Annotated in this window: 14 protein-coding genes; 5 read left to right on the top strand and 9 right to left on the bottom strand. The window is 60.4% G+C overall.

The window, feature by feature from the left end; all coding sequences use genetic code 11:
* Position 1 precedes the first annotated feature (1 nt).
* Positions 2-1,249, bottom strand: coding sequence for a threonine ammonia-lyase IlvA (gene ilvA, locus Q9295_RS02170; protein WP_306678861.1), 1,248 nt, complete (start codon positions 1,247-1,249; stop codon positions 2-4).
* 105 nt (positions 1,250-1,354) lie between these two features.
* On the opposite strand from ilvA, the gene Q9295_RS02175 reads away from it, so the two are divergent.
* Positions 1,355-2,584 carry an argininosuccinate synthase gene (locus Q9295_RS02175; protein ID WP_306678862.1) on the top strand — a complete coding sequence of 410 codons (1,230 nt, stop codon included), beginning with the start codon at positions 1,355-1,357 and terminating at the stop codon, positions 2,582-2,584.
* Positions 2,585-2,659: 75 nt separating this feature from the next.
* Here the strand turns inward: Q9295_RS02175 and Q9295_RS02180 are convergent, their stop codons facing one another.
* Together Q9295_RS02180 and Q9295_RS02185 are read right to left on the bottom strand one after the other, a co-directional pair.
* Positions 2,660-3,070 (bottom strand): PaaI family thioesterase, encoded by a 411-nt coding sequence (locus tag Q9295_RS02180; protein WP_306678863.1) that lies wholly within the window; start codon positions 3,068-3,070, stop codon positions 2,660-2,662.
* Positions 3,070-5,328, bottom strand: coding sequence for an NADP-dependent malic enzyme (locus Q9295_RS02185; protein ID WP_306678864.1), 2,259 nt, complete (start codon positions 5,326-5,328; stop codon positions 3,070-3,072). Before Q9295_RS02185 ends, Q9295_RS02180 begins: the two co-directional genes overlap by 1 nt.
* A gap of 117 nt (positions 5,329-5,445) precedes the next feature.
* Here Q9295_RS02185 and mutS point away from each other — a divergent pair, with 117 nt between their 5' ends.
* A complete protein-coding gene (gene mutS, locus Q9295_RS02190) occupies positions 5,446-8,070 on the top strand; it encodes a DNA mismatch repair protein MutS (RefSeq protein WP_306678865.1) in 2,625 nt (874 codons plus the stop codon).
* 52 nt (positions 8,071-8,122) lie between these two features.
* Here the strand turns inward: mutS and Q9295_RS02195 are convergent, their stop codons facing one another.
* Together Q9295_RS02195 and hrcA are read right to left on the bottom strand one after the other, a co-directional pair.
* Complete coding sequence (locus Q9295_RS02195) at positions 8,123-8,608, bottom strand: nucleotide exchange factor GrpE (RefSeq protein WP_306679060.1); 486 nt, start codon at positions 8,606-8,608, stop codon at positions 8,123-8,125.
* Positions 8,609-8,683: 75 nt separating this feature from the next.
* Positions 8,684-9,727: a heat-inducible transcriptional repressor HrcA gene (gene hrcA / locus Q9295_RS02200; RefSeq protein WP_373457409.1), complete on the bottom strand. Its 1,044-nt coding sequence runs from the start codon at positions 9,725-9,727 to the stop codon at positions 8,684-8,686.
* 117 nt (positions 9,728-9,844) lie between these two features.
* Between hrcA and rph the strand changes: the two genes are divergently transcribed.
* Genes rph through hemW form a run of 3 tightly spaced genes read left to right on the top strand, consistent with a single transcriptional unit; the run spans position 9,845 to position 12,323 of the window.
* Positions 9,845-10,561, top strand: coding sequence for a ribonuclease PH (rph, locus tag Q9295_RS02205; RefSeq protein ID WP_306678867.1), 717 nt, complete (start codon positions 9,845-9,847; stop codon positions 10,559-10,561).
* Complete coding sequence (gene rdgB, locus Q9295_RS02210; protein WP_306678868.1) at positions 10,558-11,169, top strand: RdgB/HAM1 family non-canonical purine NTP pyrophosphatase; 612 nt, start codon at positions 10,558-10,560, stop codon at positions 11,167-11,169. Before rph ends, rdgB begins: the two co-directional genes overlap by 4 nt.
* On the top strand, positions 11,166-12,323 hold the full coding sequence (hemW, locus tag Q9295_RS02215) for a radical SAM family heme chaperone HemW (RefSeq protein ID WP_306678869.1): 1,158 nt from the start codon (positions 11,166-11,168) through the stop codon (positions 12,321-12,323). Before rdgB ends, hemW begins: the two co-directional genes overlap by 4 nt.
* Here hemW and Q9295_RS02220 read toward each other — a convergent pair.
* The 4 genes from Q9295_RS02220 to mnmG are packed head-to-tail and all read right to left on the bottom strand — an operon-like array spanning position 12,320 to position 16,478.
* Positions 12,320-13,210 (bottom strand): ParB/RepB/Spo0J family partition protein, encoded by an 891-nt coding sequence (locus Q9295_RS02220; RefSeq protein ID WP_306678870.1) that lies wholly within the window; start codon positions 13,208-13,210, stop codon positions 12,320-12,322. The genes hemW and Q9295_RS02220 overlap by 4 nt on opposite strands.
* 4 nt (positions 13,211-13,214) lie before the next feature.
* Positions 13,215-14,015 (bottom strand): ParA family protein, encoded by an 801-nt coding sequence (locus Q9295_RS02225; RefSeq protein ID WP_306678871.1) that lies wholly within the window; start codon positions 14,013-14,015, stop codon positions 13,215-13,217.
* Positions 14,008-14,616: a 16S rRNA (guanine(527)-N(7))-methyltransferase RsmG gene (gene rsmG / locus Q9295_RS02230; protein ID WP_306678872.1), complete on the bottom strand. Its 609-nt coding sequence runs from the start codon at positions 14,614-14,616 to the stop codon at positions 14,008-14,010. The genes Q9295_RS02225 and rsmG overlap by 8 nt, the downstream gene beginning before the upstream one ends.
* Entirely contained in the window at positions 14,616-16,478 is a 1,863-nt protein-coding gene (gene mnmG / locus Q9295_RS02235) for a tRNA uridine-5-carboxymethylaminomethyl(34) synthesis enzyme MnmG (protein WP_306678873.1), read from the bottom strand. Before mnmG ends, rsmG begins: the two co-directional genes overlap by 1 nt.
* Positions 16,479-16,486: the final 8 nt, after the last annotated feature.

Genomic DNA, 16,486 nt, shown 5'->3' on the forward strand with positions numbered 1-16,486 from the left:
TTTAGATCAGGAACTCGGACAAAGCGTCATCATTCGTGATGTCGCGATAGGTGAAGCCCGCCGCCTCCATCCGCCCAGTGAATATGCTGAAGTTTTCCGCCCGCTTGGTCTCAATCCCAATCAGGACCGAGCCGAAGTTGCGCGCCGACTTCTTCAGATATTCAAAGCGGCTGATGTCGTCTTCGCTGCCCAGCATCGAGAGGAACTCTTTCAACGCGCCGGGGCGCTGCGGCATGCGCAGGATGAAATATTTCTTCAGCCCGGCAAAGCGTTGCGCCCGCTCCTTCACCTCGGGCAACCGCTCAAAGTCGAAATTCCCGCCCGAGGTGACGCAGATCACCGTCTTGCCGCGGATCTCCTCGGCCAGTTCCGGCAGCACATCGACCGAAAGCGCGCCCGCTGGTTCCAGCACGATGCCTTCAACGTTCAGCATCTCAAGCATCGTGATGCAAACCCGGTCCTCGGGTGCCAGATGCACCAGATCGGCCGAGGCCCAGCGCAGCCGTTCAAAGGTCAACTCCCCCAAGCGGCCCACGGCGGCACCGTCCACAAAGCTGTTCACTTTCGGCAGTTTAACCGTCTCACCGGCCAAAAGCGCCGCATGCAAAGACGCCCCGCCCAAAGGTTCGACAAAGCGGAACTCCACCTCGGGCGCGGCTTCGCGCAAAAGGCTGGTGACGCCCGCCGCAAGACCGCCACCGCCCACAGGCAAAACCACCATATCCGGCGCGCGGCCCAATTGGTCGAGCATCTCAACCGCCACGCTGGCCTGACCTTCGATCACATCCGAGTCATCGAAAGGCGCCAAGAAATGCGCGCCCTCGGCCCGGCAAAACTCTTGCGCCGCCGCCAAAGTCTGGTCGAAATAATCCCCGGTCAGCTGGATCTTAACCGCATCGCCGCCAAACATCCGCGTTTTGTCGATCTTTTGCTGTGGCGTGGTCACCGGCATAAAAATCGTCCCGGCCACGCCGAAATGCCGGCAAGCAAAGGCCACGCCTTGGGCATGATTGCCCGCACTGGCGCAAACAAAATGCCGCTGATCGGGGGTCTTCTCGCGCATTTTGCGCATCGCATTGAACGCGCCGCGCAGCTTGTAACTGCGCACAGGCGTTAGATCTTCACGCTTCAGCCAAATCTCGGCACCATAACGCGCCGACAAATGATCGTTGCGCTGCAACGGTGTTGCGGGGAAGAGACCTCGGATAGCCTTGGTCGCACTGCGGGCATCTTGGACGAAATCATTCATGGCCGCGACCCTACAGCGCCGCAACGGCAAGGCCAATCGGTCTTGTTTGCCAAGCCAAAACCCAATAGACCCCGGCGTCAGTTTCGCCCTGCGGAGGCCCCGAACATGCAGCACCCCAAAAAAGTCGTCCTTGCCTATTCAGGCGGCCTCGACACCTCGATCATCCTGAAATGGTTGCAGACCGAATACGGCTGCGAGGTGGTGACCTTCACCGCCGACCTCGGCCAAGGTGAAGAGCTGGAGCCGGCCCGTGAAAAGGCCATCCTGCTCGGCATCAAGCCCGAGAATATCCACATTCTGGATCTGCGCGAAGAATTCGTGCGCGACTTCGTTTTCCCGATGTTCCGCGCCAATGCGCTTTACGAGGGCCAGTATCTGCTCGGCACCTCGATCGCGCGCCCGCTGATCGCCAAATATCTGGCCGAGATCGCCGTCGAGAGCGGCGCCGATGCCGTCGCGCATGGTGCGACCGGCAAGGGCAATGACCAAGTGCGCTTCGAACTGGGCGTTGCTGGTCTTGAGCCGAACCTGCGGGTGATCGCGCCTTGGCGTGAATGGGATCTGTCCTCGCGCACCAAGCTTTTGGAATTCGCCGAGCAAAACCAAATCCCGGTTGCCAAGAACAAGCGCGGCGAAGCGCCCTTCTCGGTCGACGCGAACCTTCTGCACACCTCGTCCGAGGGCACCGTGCTGGAAGATCCGGCTCAGGAAGCCCCCGATTACGTCGCCCAGCGCATCGTCGCTGTGGAAGACGCGCCGAACACGCCGGAATTCATCGAAGTCACCTTCGAGAAAGGCGATCCGATCGCGATCAATGGCGAGGCTCTGTCGCCGGCTGCGATCCTGACCAAGCTCAATGAGCTGGGCGGCAAGCATGGCATCGGCCTTCTCGACTTCGTGGAAAACCGCTTCGTCGGCATGAAATCGCGCGGCGTCTATGAGACCCCCGGCGGCACCATCCTTCTGGAAGCTCACCGCGGCATCGAGCAGATCACCCTCGATTCCGGCGCTGGCCACCTGAAAGACTCGATCATGCCGCGCTATGCCGAGCTGATCTACAACGGCTTCTGGTTCTCGCCCGAGCGTGAGGCGCTGCAAGCGCTGATCGACAAGACCCAAGAGCATGTCAGCGGCACCGTGAAGCTGAAACTTTACAAAGGCGTCGCCCGCACCGTGGCGCGTTGGTCCGAGCACACGCTTTACAGCGAAAAGCACGTCACTTTTGAAGATGACGCTGGCGCTTACGACCAAAAAGACGCGGCAGGCTTCATCCGCCTCAACGCTCTGCGCCTGCGGCTGATCTCGGCCCGCAACGCCCGCGTGGCCAAGAAGTAAGCGCCTCGACAGCGCAGAGAAAAGCCCGGATGCCTTGACTGGCATCCGGGCTTTTTTCGTCTCTAATCTGGCAGATTAGCCCGCTTTTGGCACGGTGAACTGAGTTTGGGTCACCAGGGCCGCCACCTTTCCATCGGATCGGGTGATGGTGGTCTGCACCACCATCGTGCGCCGGCCTTTGTGCAAAAACACCGCCTCAGCCCGCACCAGATCCCCCTCTGGGACCGAGCGGAAGAAGTTTGTCTTGCTCTCCATCGTGGTGGTGATCTCGCCCTCGACCATATTCACCATCGCCAAGGTGCCGCCGATATTATCAGCCAAACCGATCACCGCCCCGCCGTGCAGCACGCCGTTGCGGTTGATCAACTGGGGCGAGGCCAAAAGCTCTGCCACCACCTTTTCCGCAGTCGCAGAGACGATTTTCAGCCCCAGATGCTGCGCAAAAGGTGGCTGGTTCATCGCAATCTCTTGCAAAGTCGCGCTCATCATCCCCCCACGCGGCTGGCGGCCATCACCGCCATATTCACGATGTCGCTGACCGTGGCATTGGTCGAGCAGATCTGGATCGGCTTCTTCACGCCGGTCAGGATCGGGCCAATCACCGTCGCCCCCGCCATCTCTTGCATCAGCTTGACCGAGATCGAGGCCGAATGCCGCGCTGGCACCACCAGAATATTCGCCGGTCCGGTCAGGCGGCTGAAGGGGTAGTGTTTCATCGCTTCGGGGTTCAGCGCGACGTCAACGGTCATCTCGCCTTCATATTCGAAGTCGACATTCATCCCATCCAACACATTCGAGGCGTGCTGCATCTTCGTCGCGCGCTCGCTGACCGGATAGCCAAAGGTCGAGAAGCTGACGAAAGCGACCCGAGGCTCCAGCCCCAGATTGCGTGCCACGCCCGCCGCACGGGTGGCAATCGTGGCCAGATCCTTCTCATCGGGCCATTCATGCACCAAAGTATCGGCAATCAGCACGATGCGGCCTTTGTGCAGCAAAGCTGTCACCCCGACCGCGCCATCCGTCGCCTTGGCATCGAAGACATGGTTGATCAGGCTCATCACATGCGCCGATTTCCGGGTGGCCCCGGTCACCAAACCATCGCCGTGCCCATGCGCCAGCATCAGCGCGGCAAAGACATGGCGGTCGCGGGCCGCCAGCCGGTGAATGTCCTGCGGATCTTGGCCTGCACGCTGCAAGCGGCGGTAAAGGAAATCTTTATAGGTATCGAGATGGCGCGAATTGGCGGCGTTCACCACCTCCAACTCACGCAAAGCATCGCCCAGACCGGCGGCCTCGAGCTTTTCTTTGACATCCGCCTCACGGCCCACAACCAGGGCCTTCCCAAGACCCGAACGTTGGTAGGCCACCGCCGCCCGCAACACCCGCGGGTCATCGCCTTCGGCAAAGATCATCCGCGCCTGCGCTTGGCGCGCGCGCGCATGCAGCCCTTCAAGGATGCTGGCGGTCGGATCCATCCGGGCCTTCAAGCCGGCCTCATAGGCCTTCATATCAATGATCGGACGGCGGGCGACGCCGGTATCCATGCCCGCCTTGGCCACCGCCGGCGGCACCACATAGATCAAACGCGGATCAAACGGCGTCGGGATGATGTAATCGCGGCCAAAGCTCAGCTTGCGGCCATAGGCCATCGCCACCTCATCCGGCACATCCTCACGCGCCAAGGCCGCCAAGGCCTGTGCGCAGGCCAGTTTCATCTCGTCATTGATGGCGCGAGCATGAATGTCCAAAGCGCCCCGGAAGAGATAGGGGAAGCCCAGAACGTTGTTCACTTGGTTGGGGTAATCGCTGCGCCCCGTGGCCACGATCGCATCGGGCCGCACTGCATGCGCCTCTTCCGGAGTGATCTCGGGGTCCGGGTTCGCCATAGCGAAGATCACCGGGTTTTCCGCCATGTTCGAGACCATTTCAGGCGTCACCGCCCCCTTGGCCGAGACGCCAAGGAAGACATCAGCCCCCTTCATCGCCTCTTCCAAGGTCCGCAGGTCGGTGTTCACGGCATGGGCCGATTTCCACTGGTTCATGCCCTCGGTGCGACCTTGATAGATCACGCCCTTGGTGTCGCACATGATGCAGTTTTCATGCCGCGCGCCCATTGCCTTGATCAGCTCAAGACAAGCGATCCCCGCAGCGCCCGCGCCGTTCAGCACGATCCGGCAGTCTTCGATCTTCTTGCCCGAGATCTCGAGCGCGTTGATCAGACCCGCCGCACAGATCACCGCCGTGCCATGCTGATCGTCGTGGAACACCGGAATATCGCACAGCTCTTTCAGCCGCTGCTCGATGATAAAGCATTCCGGCGCCTTGATATCTTCCAGATTGATGCCGCCAAAGGTCGGCGCCATCAGCTTCACCGCTTGGATGATTTCATCCGCATCCTCGGTATCCAACTCGATATCGATGGCATTCACATCGGCAAAGCGCTTGAAGAGCACAGCCTTGCCCTCCATCACCGGCTTCGAGGCCATGGCACCAAGATTGCCCATGCCCAAGATCGCGGTCCCGTTCGAGATCACCGCGACCATATTGCCCTTCACCGTATAATCATAAACGGTCGAGGGATTGTCGGCGATCGCCTGCACCGGCACGGCCACGCCCGGGCTATAGGCCAATGACAAATCGCGCTGCGTCACCATTGGGGTGGTCGCGACAATCTCATATTTGCCGGGCCTAGGCTCAAGATGATAGGCAAGCGCTTCTTCCGGGGTGATTTTCGTGCGGCTCATGGGCGGACCATCCTGTAATCAAGCCGTTGGGTGATAGACCCGGCAAACCATCGTGAAAAGCCTGTTTGCGGCGGACAACACGCTTTTGTAGGGTCGCTGCAGTACCCCGGGGGATCTATGACTGACGACGTGGTTACGCCGATGATGGCGCAGTTCCTGCAAATTCGGGCCCAAAACCCGGGTTCGCTGCTGTTCTATCGCATGGGCGATTTTTACGAGATGTTCTTCGAAGACGCTTTGGCCGCGGCCGAGGCTTTGGACATCGCGCTCACCAAGCGCGGCTTTCACAAGGGCGAGCCGATCCCGATGTGCGGCGTGCCGGTCCATGCCGCCGAGGGCTATTTGCTGACGCTGATCCGCAAAGGGTTCCGCGTGGCCATTGCCGAGCAGTTGGAAGACCCCGCCGAGGCCAAGAAACGCGGCGCCAAATCGGTGGTGAAGCGCGACGTGGTGCGGCTCGTCACCCCCGGCACGCTGACCGAGGATTCCTTGCTGGAAGCGCGCCGCCACAACTTCCTGTGCGCCTTTGCCGAGGTGCGGGATGAGGCGGCGATCGCTTGGGCCGATATCTCGACGGGTGAGTTTCGGGTCATGGCCTGCACACTGCCCCGCCTTGCGCCGGAACTGGCGCGTCTTGCCCCGCGTGAAGTGCTGGTCAGCGAGACGCGGGACCGCGATTTGGCGGGATTAGTGACTGAATCTGGTGCGGCGATGACGCCGCTCGCCAAGTCCTCCTTCGATTCCGCCGGGGCCGAAAAGCGGCTGTGTGAGCTTTTCAAAGTCGGCTCGCTTGAGGCTTTTGGCAGTTTCGACCGGGCCGAGCTTTCGGCCATGGGCGCTTTGGTCGATTATCTCGACCTCACCCAAAGGGGCAAACTGCCGCTCCTGCGGCCCCCGGTGAAAGAGGCCCCCGGTGGCACGGTGCAGATCGATGCCGCCACAAGGCGCAACCTTGAGATCACCGCATCCTTGCAAGGCGGGCGCGAAAACTCGCTTCTCTGGGCGGTGGATCGCACCGTCACCGCGCCGGGTGCGCGGCTTTTGGAGCGCCGCCTCTCGGCCCCTTCGCGCGATCTGGCCACCATCCACGCAAGGCTGGATGCCGTGCGCCATATGGTCGTGCAAAGCCCGCTGCGCCACGAACTGCGTGAGGCTTTGCGCCGTGTGCCGGACATGGACCGCGCCCTATCGCGCATCGCGCTTGACCGCGCCGGGCCGCGCGATTTGGCCGCGATCCGCTCGGGGCTCGCACAGGCCGAGACGGTCTCAAAGCTCCTCACCGGCACGCCCGAGCTTCTCAGCCAAGCCAGCGCCGCCCTGTTGGGCCATGAGGGTCTCGTGGACCTCCTCGACCGCGCTTTGGTCGCCGAACCGCCGCTGATGGCGCGTGATGGTGGCTTTATCGCCACCGGCTATGATGCCGAGCTGGATGAGACCCGCGCCTTGCGGGACGAAGGCCGTGGCGTGATCGGCCGCATGCAGGCCGACTATGCCGAAACGGCGGGCGTTCCGACCTTGAAGATCAAGCACAACAACGTGCTCGGTTACTTCATCGAGGTCACCCCCACCCATGAAGAGCGCCTGCGCGCCCTGCCCGAACTGTTCATCCACCGCCAAACCACCGCCGGCCAAGTGCGCTTCACGACGGTCGAGTTGAACGCGCTGGAGACCAAGATCCTCAACGCTGGAAACCACGCGCTTGAGATCGAAAAACGTCACTATGATAGCCTAAAAGGCGCCATTCTGGACCAAAGCGGCCCCATCGGTGCCGCTGCCCGTGCCTTGGCCGAGGTGGATCTGGCGACCGCCTTCGCCGATCTGGCCAGCGCCGAGGATTGGTCCGAGCCACAGATCGACGACAGCCGCGCCTTCCTTCTGGAAGGGGGCCGCCACCCCGTGGTCGAACGCGCCCTGCGCCGACTGGGTGAGCCCTTCATTGCCAATGATTGCCAACTGACCAAGGCTTCAACTCCGGCGATTTGGCTGCTGACCGGGCCCAATATGGCTGGTAAATCGACCTTCCTGCGCCAAAACGCTCTGATCGCGCTCTTGGCGCAAGCGGGCAGCTATGTCCCCGCCCGCAAGGCCCATATCGGCCTTGTCAGCCAGATCTTCAGCCGCGTTGGCGCCTCGGATGATCTGGCGCGGGGTCGGTCGACCTTCATGGTTGAGATGGTGGAAACCGCCGCCATCCTCAACCAAGCCGATGACCGCGCTTTGGTGATCTTGGACGAAATCGGCCGTGGCACCGCGACTTATGACGGGCTTTCCATCGCTTGGGCCACGCTGGAACATCTGCACGGCGTTAACCGCTGCCGCGCGCTTTTCGCCACGCATTACCACGAGATGACAGCGCTTTCCGGCAAGCTACAAGGCGTGGAGAATGCCACCGTCAGCGTCAAGGAATGGGAAGGTGAGGTCATCTTCCTGCATGAGGTGAAGCAAGGCGCCGCTGATCGCAGCTATGGGGTGCAAGTGGCGCGGCTCGCGGGCCTGCCCGCTTCGGTGGTCGAACGCGCCAAAGTCGTGCTTGAGGCTTTGGAGCAAGGCGACCGCGATGGCCGCAAGCCCTCGACCCTGATCGACGACCTGCCGCTTTTCCGCGCCGCCCCGCCGCCGCCCGCGCCAAAGCCCCAAAAGACCTCGGATCTGGAAGACCGCCTTCGCGGCGCCAATCCAGACGAGATGTCCCCGATGGAGGCCTTGCGGCTGGTCTACGATCTGAAAACCCTGCTCAATTGAGCCAATGAAAAAGGGCGGCCGAAGCCGCCCTTTTTTAATCTCGCGTGCAGTCTCAGCCCGGATTGGACGAGACGCCGACTTGCGCCGGGCGCAACAGGCGCTCGTGCAACATGAAGCCTTCGTTCATCACTTGGATGATCTGACCAGCTTTGGTGCCAGGCACCGGGGCCTCAAACATCGCCTCATGCAACTGCGGATCGAAGACATCGCCAATCGCGGGCGAAACCGTCTTCACGCCGTGCTTATCCATCACATTGGTCAGCTCGCGCAGCGTCAGCTCCACCCCTTCGATCAAAGCGGCCGAAGCGGCACGGCTTTCCTCGGGGATCGCCTGCAAAGCGCGGTTCAGGTTGTCGTAAACCGGCAAGAGATCGCGTGCCAGCTTGCTGCCACCATATTGCTCTGCCTCGCGCCGATCACGCTCAGAGCGTTTGCGCGAATTCTCGGCATCTGCCAGCGCCCGCATAAAGCGGTCGCGGAACTCATCCCGTTCAGCGGTCAGCGCGGCGATTTCGCCATCCAGCTGAGCATCCGCCATTTCGTTCTCCAGATCGGGGAGATCGGCATTCTCTGCCGCCGCCTGGTCCTTCGTCATGCTTCCACCTCTTTCGTCTCACACCCGGCCGCGGTCGGCGACCAGCCGCCCGACAAGCTGAGCGGTGTAGTCGACGATGGGAACGACCCGGCCATAATTCAACCGCGTCGGCCCAATCACGCCGACCGCACCGATGATCTTGCGGTCAGCGTTCATATAGGGAGAAACCACCAGAGAGGAACCCGAAAGTGAAAAGAGTTTGTTTTCTGACCCAATGAAAATGCGCACCCCGTCGCCCTCTTCCGCCAAGTTCAGGAATTCGGCGATGTCGCGCTTGCGTTCTAGGTCGTCAAAGAGGCTGCGGATGCGGTCCACATCGGTGTCAGGCTGATCGAGAAGGTTCGACCGTCCGCGCACAATCAGCCGCTCTTGGCTTTGCCCGGCGTTCTCCCAAACCGCGAGACCGCTTTCCACCAACTCCCGTGCCAATGAGTCAATCTCTTGGCGGCGGCTTAGGATTTCCGCCCCCATGACGGCGCGCAGCTCACTCATGCTGCGACCCTCGGCCAGAGCATTCAGGAAATTCGCCGCTTCGCGCATCGAGGATGGGGTTTGCCCCGGTGGCGGGCGGAAAAGCCGGTTTTCCACCTGCCCATCGGCAAAGACCAGCACCACCAGCGCCCGATCCGGCGCAAGGCTGACAAATTCGATATGCCGGATTGCCGCTTCTGCCTTGGGTGCCATTACAATGCTGGCGCCACGGGTGATCCCCGACAAAGCCGTGCCAATGTGATCCAGAAGCGAGGCAACATCGCCCTCGTTCTGGCCCATGGTCGCATCAATCCGCTCGCGGTCCGTGGCTGCCGGGCTTGCCATCTCAACGAACCCATCCACGAACAGCCGCAACCCCGCCTGCGTCGGCACCCTGCCCGCCGAAACATGCGGAGAGCCCAACAGCCCCAGATACTCCAGATCCTGCATCACATTGCGGATCGTCGCCGCCGAGACCTGTTCTTGCATCGCGCGCGTCAGCGTGCGCGAGCCCACCGGCTCACCCGTCTCCAGATAACTCTCAACCACCCGCCGAAACACTTCGCGCGAGCGGTCGGTCATCTCACTCATAAGGCTGTTCGCTTTGTCCATATCATTTATAAAAGCTGCGCAGCGGCAATCGTCAATCGGGGTTGCAGGACGGGCGGCCAAGGGCCTATCTGACCCAGACAACCGAAAGGACAAAACATGCGACCCTCGGGCCGGTCTCTTGACCAAATGCGCAGCATTTCCATCGAAACCGGCGTGACGCGCTATGCGGAGGGCTCTTGCCTGATCCGCGTCGGCAACACCCACGTGCTTTGCACCGCCAGCGTTGAAGATAAGCCGCCACCGTTCCTGCGCAACTCCGGCCAAGGCTGGGTTACGGCCGAATATGGCATGCTGCCCCGCGCCACCCATACCCGTGGCCGCCGCGAAGCAGCTTCCGGCAAGCAGTCGGGAAGAACGCAGGAAATTCAACGTCTTATTGGCCGCTCGCTGCGGGCAGTTGTCGACCGCCAAGCTTTGGGTGAGCGTCAGATCACCGTCGATTGTGACGTGATCCAAGCCGACGGCGGCACCCGCTGCGCCGCGATCACCGGCGGTTGGGTGGCTTTGCGGCTGGCGATGAACCATCTGATGGCCAAGGGCATCGTCACCTCGGACCCGATGATGGACCACGTTGCAGCCATTTCTTGCGGCATCTACGCCGGGCAAAACGTGCTCGACCTCGATTATGACGAAGATTCCGCCGCCGGCACCGATGGCAATTTCGTGATCACGGGTCGCGGCAAGCTGGTGGAAGTCCAAGCTTCCGCCGAAGGCGCGCCTTTCGCCTTTGACGACCTCTCTGCCCTGCTCGCCTTGGCCGCCAAAGGCACGGCCGAGCTTGTTGCAGCGCAAAAAGCGGCTGTCGAGAAATGAGCCGGCGCTTCACAGGCGACAAACTGGTCATCGCCAGCCACAACCGCGGCAAGCTGGAAGAGTTCTCCGCTCTTCTGGCCCCGCTGAACGTCACCTGTGTCTCCGCAGCAGACCTCGGGCTCCCTGAGCCCGAGGAAACCGAAGATAGCTTCATCGGCAATGCGCGGATCAAAGCCAAAGCCGCCGCTCTGGCCTCGGGCCTGCCCGCTTTGGCCGACGATTCCGGTCTGACGATTGACGCTTTGGACGGCGCTCCGGGCGTTTACACCGCCGATTGGGCCTATACGCCGAACGGTCGTGACTTCGGCATGGCAATGGAAAACACTTGGGCCAAGCTTGAAGAGGCCAACGCGCCTCTGCCCCGCCTTGCCCAGTTCCGCTGCACCTTGTTGCTCTACTGGCCTGATGGACATGAAGAAATCTTCGAAGGCGTCGCACCGGGCGAGTTGATTTGGCCCCGCCGCGGCGCTGAGGGCCATGGCTATGACCCAATGTTCCAGCCCGAAGGCCTCTCGCAAACCTTTGCCGAGCTTTCCCATGATGAAAAGAACGCGATCAGCCACCGCGGCAAAGCTGTGGACGCGATGCTGAAGGCATGTTTCACGTGAAACTACAGGATTGGCAGCAAGGCGGCTTCGGCGTCTATGTGCATTGGCCCTTTTGCAAAGCCAAATGCCCCTATTGCGACTTCAACAGCCATGTGCGCCAATCCGTCGACCAATCGGCTTGGGCGGAGGCTTTCCTCAGTGAAATCGACCGAACTGCCGCTGAGACAGGCCCCCGCGCTGTCCAATCGGTGTTTTTCGGTGGTGGAACGCCATCTTTGATGGACCCCGCTCTTGTCGGCGCGATCCTCGACCGCATCGCCAGCCGCTGGTCAATGGCCAACGATGCTGAGATCACGCTCGAAGCCAACCCCACCTCCGTCGAGGCTGAGCGGTTCTTGGGCTACCGCGATGCAGGCGTGAACCGACTTTCGCTTGGAATCCAAGCACTTAACGACGAAGATCTGCGCCGTTTGGGTCGCCAACATTCCTCAACCGAGGCTTTGGCGGCGCTTTCCCTGGCCCGCGAAACCTTCGCCCGCGTCTCTTGCGACCTGATTTACGCCCGCCAAGATCAAACCCTAGACGGCTGGAAAGCCGAGCTTCGCCAGCTTCTGGCCCTTGGCCCCGATCATATGTCGCTCTATCAGCTAACAATCGAAGACGGCACCGCCTTCAAGCGCCTCTTCGATGAAGGCAAACTCCGCGGCCTTCCCGACGAAGACCTTGCGGCTGAGATGTATGAGGTCACCGAAGATCTCTGCCGCGAGGCCGGTCTTTTGGCCTATGAAGTCTCAAATTACGCCAAACCGGGCTCAGAATCGCGCCATAACCTGATCTATTGGCGCATGGGCGACTATGCTGGCATCGGTCCGGGCGCCCATGGCCGCCTAACTTTGCCCAATGGCCGCTTCGGCACCTCAACCCTCCGCGCGCCCGAGGCTTGGCTCGGCGCCGCCCAAAATGGCAATGGAGAGCTTGAGCGTGAAGTTCTCACCGACGAAGACCGCGCGGTCGAATATCTAATGATGTCGATGCGCCTCTCGGAAGGCAGCGACATGACCCGTTTTGCCGCTTTGCGTGGCATGCCTCTGCCCGAGACCCGCGTTAACGCATTGATAAACGATGGTTTTCTAACAAAAAGTGGCGATCAATTGATCGCCACCCCTGCCGGTCGTTTGGTTCTAAACCGCTTGTTGCTCGAGCTTTGCGCCTAGCCCATCTCTGCCGGAACCGTCGACAAAGCTTGGCAAAGCCGGTCCAAATCATCCAATGATTTGAACCGGACCATCAACGCACCCGCCTGCCCACCGGCAATATCGATCTGCACTTCCATACCCAGATGCGCCGAAAGGTCCGCCTCAAGCGCCCGCGTGTCAGAATCCTTCGCCGCACCGCGGCCTGAGCTGGCCTTTCCGGGCTTCCCACCACCAGATTCACGCACCAAACGCTCGGTTTCGCGCACCGAAAGCCCCTGAGCGACGATTTTCCGCGCCATGGCCTCGGGATCAGGGGTGCCAATCAACGCCCGCGCATGGCCCGCCGAGATATTCCCCTCGCGCACAAAGCTCTGAACTTCCGTCGGAAGCGTCAAAAGACGCAGCAAATTGGCGATATGGCTGCGACTTTTAGACAAAGCCTCGGCAATTTTTTCCTGAGTATGGCCAAAACGGTCCATCAACTGGCGCAGGCCAAGCGCCTCTTCGATCGCATTCAGATCTTCGCGCTGAATGTTCTCAATGATAGCGATTTCAAGGACTTCGGTGTCATCCAGCTCACGGATGACAACCGGCACGTCATGTGCTTGCGCCATCTGCGCCGCGCGCCAGCGCCGCTCACCCGCGACGATTTCGTAATAATCGCCCACCGGCCGGACGATCAGCGGCTGAATAACGCCCTTTTGCCGAATCGAATCAGCCAAAGCCTTCAAGGCTTCGGGCTCAAAATCCTTACGCGGCTGCAACGGGTTAGCGCGCAGCTTCTCCACCGCCAGCCGCGTATCCGGACGGCGCGGCGCAGCTTCGGTAGCAGGGCCAAGGTTAACATCTGACATCAGCGCCGACAGACCGCGCCCCAGACCTTTTCTTTCAGGCTTCTTTTCCATCGCCCTACCCTTTGAATCGCGCCGAAATCTCTGCCGCAAGGTTCCGATAGGCCTCGGCGCCCTTGGATGCGCTGTCGTAAGCCAGCACCGGAAGCGCATGCGACGGCGCTTCACTGACCCGAACATTGCGCGGAATCACGGTTTTGAAGACCAAATCCCCAAGATTCTCGCGCGCATCATACTCAACCTGCTGGGCCAGGTTGTTGCGGCCGTCATACATGGTCAGCACAACACCTTCGATCCGGAGATCCGGATTGGCCGATCTGCGCACGTCGCGGATCGTCAAAAGCAGCTGGCTCAGCCCTTCCAGCGCAAAAAATTCGCTCTGCAGCGGCACCAAAACCGAATGCGAAGCGACCAAAGCATTCACCGTCAGCAGACTCAGCGACGGCGGGCAGTCAATCAACACGACATCAAAGGCATAGCCGTCGATTTCAGGCTGGCGCAGCGCATCATGCAGCAAAAAGCTGCGCTTTTCATTGGCGACAAGGTCAATATCGGCCGAAGCAAGATCGGAATTTGCTGGAGAAATCCACAAGTTAGCAATCGGTGTCGGACGGATCACATCACTGATACGCGCATCTGACAGCAAAAGATCGTAGCTCGTCGTTGCGCGATCTTTTGGCCCAATGCCAAGGCCGGTTGAGGCATTTCCCTGCGGATCAAGATCGACCAGCAGCACGCGATAGCCCTGCTCAACCAACGCCGCAGCAAGGTTAATGGCCGTCGTGGTCTTGCCCACTCCGCCCTTTTGGTTGGCGATGGCGATCACATGGCCAGGCGGCTTCGGCGCTTTGTCAGACACGGCGCAAATTCCTTAGAACAAGCAGGGCTGAGCCCTTATGACCCGGATTTTCCGGTGCCTCCAGATCGAACTGCCAGCCTAAGCGGGCCGCGTCGATTTCCTCCGAGAATCTTTCGCCTTTTGGGAAAAGGCACTGGCCCTCAGGCGCAAGATGTGGCGCCGCAAGGCCGCAAAGCGCGTCCAAAGACGCTAAAGCCCTTGCAGAAATCGTATCAGCACCAAGGGCTTGCAGCGTTTCGATCCGTTCGCTGTGCACCTGCAAAGAAAGCCCCATCTGCCGGGCCGCCTCGCGCAAGAAAGTGGCCTTCCGCAGGTCCGATTCGACCAAGACCACCTGCGTTTCGGCGCCGCGATCCTGCAGCCAAACCGCGACCACCAACCCCGGAAACCCACCGCCCGAGCCAAAATCAGCCCAAACTTTGCCTGGCTTGGCATGCAAGCAAAGAAAGGCAGAATCTTCGATATGCCGCGTCCAAAGTTCCGGCAACGTCGATTTCGCTACCAGATTTATGCGCGGATTCCATTTTTCCACTAGGGATTGAAAGAGCCGGAGCTTCTCCAGCGCAGCCGGGCTTAGCTCAAGCCGATCCAGAACTGACATCAACCCGCCTTCCGCCCGCGATCCTTGCGCAAATTGGCCAAAAGCAAGGTGATCGCTGCAGGCGTCATCCCTTCAATTTGCATCGCTTGATGGATATTTTCAGGCTTAAAGCGCTGCAATTTCCCCTTCAGCTCACTGGAAAGCCCCGAAAGTGCGGCATAATCAAAGCTTTCCGGGATCACCATCGCCTCTGAGCGGCGAATATCATCGGCATCTGCGCTCTGCCGGCTGGCATATTGCGCGTAAAGCGATTCAATTTCGGCCTGACGGCGGATCTCAGGCGCGACCGTGAAGCTGGGATCGAGCACGGAATCGAGAAATTCCGGCTCATATTCTGGCATGGCCATCAGCTCAAAAGCCGATCGACGCCCACCATCCTGGCTGACCATGAACCCAGAATCCCGCAGATCTTTCGGCGAATATCGGAAGGATTTTAGCGATTCGATTGCCGTGTGCAGCGCCTCGGCCTTAGCCTCAAACGCCCGCCGCCGCGGTTCACGCACACAGCCAAACTCAACGCCAAGCGGCGTCAGACGCTGATCGGCGTTATCCGCGCGCAAAGAAAGCCGGAATTCCGCGCGCGAGGTGAACATCCGATAAGGCTCAGTCACCCCACGGCGGGTCAAATCGTCGATCATCACGCCAATATAGCTGTTTGCCCGCGACAACCGCAGTTCCTCACAGCCCTGCGCCTGCGCTGCTGCGTTCAACCCAGCGACCAGGCCTTGAGCTGCAGCCTCCTCATATCCTGTGGTTCCGTTGATCTGACCCGCAAGATATAGGCCGGGCATGGCCTTAGATTCCAAAGTGATCCGCAAATCGCGCGGGTCTAGATAATCATATTCGATGGCATAACCCGGCTGGGTGATCACAGCATTCTCAAGCCCGACCATCGTGCGGACGTAAGTTTCCTGCACATCTGCAGGCAACGAGGTTGAAATGCCATTCGGATAGACCGTGTGATCATCCAGGCCCTCAGGCTCAAGAAAGACCTGGTGGCTCGATTTATCGGCAAATCGCACCACTTTATCTTCGATCGAAGGGCAATAGCGCGGACCGACCCCGTCAATGAACCCGCCATACATCGCGGATTTCGACAAGTTGTCGCGAATAACCTGATGGGTTGCTTCGCTGGTATGCGTGATCCCACAGGCGATCTGCTGGGCAATCGGGGCTTTGTTCATAAAAGACAAAAGCACAGGATTTTCATCAGCTTGCTGCATTTCAAGCCGCGCCCAATCAATCGTCCGGCCGTCCAGCCGAGGCGGCGTGCCTGTCTTCAGCCGCCCCGTGCGCAGCCCCAAAGCCTTGATTTGTTCGGCCAATTTCACTGAAGCATTGTCCCCAACGCGCCCACCCGAGCTGCGCTGATCGCCAATGTGCAAAACCCCGTTCAGGAAAGTGCCGGTGGTCAAAATCACCGCATGTGATTTCAGCTCGGACCCATCGCCCAGCGTAACGCCCTGCGCTTTCGCGTCACCAATGATCAGTTCAGCCACTTCACCTTCGACAATGGTGAGCCGTTCTTCCTGCACAAGCAGCTCTTGCACAGCCAAACGATAGAGTTTGCGGTCCGCTTGCGTGCGCGGCCCCTGCACTGCGGGGCCTTTCCGGCGGTTCAACAGACGAAACTGAATCCCGCCCGCATCACCCGCACGGCCCATAATGCCGTCCATCGCGTCGATTTCGCGGACCAGATGGCCCTTACCAAGCCCACCAATGGCCGGATTGCACGACATAACGCCGATTTTTGCCGCACTCATCGTCACAAGCGCTGTCGTCGCCCCCGCGCGCGCAGCTGCAGCCGCTGCTTCAGCGCCTGCATGGCCTCCGCCAACAACGATTACGTCGTAGTGTTTCACGTGAAACA

Origin of the sequence: Pseudogemmobacter lacusdianii, assembly GCF_030848395.1 — a bacterium.
Classification (GTDB): Bacteria; Pseudomonadota; Alphaproteobacteria; order Rhodobacterales; family Rhodobacteraceae; genus Pseudogemmobacter; species Pseudogemmobacter lacusdianii.

Bases quoted from the DNA above. Each gene is read 5' to 3' on its own strand.
- ilvA (WP_306678861.1), bottom strand. From the start codon at position 1,249: ATGAATGATTTCGTCCAAGATGCCCGCAGTGCGACCAAGGCTATCCGA.
- Q9295_RS02175 (WP_306678862.1), top strand. From the start codon at position 1,355: ATGCAGCACCCCAAAAAAGTCGTCCTTGCCTATTCAGGCGGCCTCGAC.
- Q9295_RS02180 (WP_306678863.1), bottom strand. From the start codon at position 3,070: ATGAGCGCGACTTTGCAAGAGATTGCGATGAACCAGCCACCTTTTGCG.
- Q9295_RS02185 (WP_306678864.1), bottom strand. From the start codon at position 5,328: ATGAGCCGCACGAAAATCACCCCGGAAGAAGCGCTTGCCTATCATCTT.
- mutS (WP_306678865.1), top strand. From the start codon at position 5,446: ATGACTGACGACGTGGTTACGCCGATGATGGCGCAGTTCCTGCAAATT.
- Q9295_RS02195 (WP_306679060.1), bottom strand. From the start codon at position 8,608: ATGGCGGATGCTCAGCTGGATGGCGAAATCGCCGCGCTGACCGCTGAA.
- hrcA (WP_373457409.1), bottom strand. From the start codon at position 9,727: ATGAGTGAGATGACCGACCGCTCGCGCGAAGTGTTTCGGCGGGTGGTT.
- rph (WP_306678867.1), top strand. From the start codon at position 9,845: ATGCGACCCTCGGGCCGGTCTCTTGACCAAATGCGCAGCATTTCCATC.
- rdgB (WP_306678868.1), top strand. From the start codon at position 10,558: ATGAGCCGGCGCTTCACAGGCGACAAACTGGTCATCGCCAGCCACAAC.
- Q9295_RS02220 (WP_306678870.1), bottom strand. From the start codon at position 13,210: ATGGAAAAGAAGCCTGAAAGAAAAGGTCTGGGGCGCGGTCTGTCGGCG.
- rsmG (WP_306678872.1), bottom strand. From the start codon at position 14,616: ATGTCAGTTCTGGATCGGCTTGAGCTAAGCCCGGCTGCGCTGGAGAAG.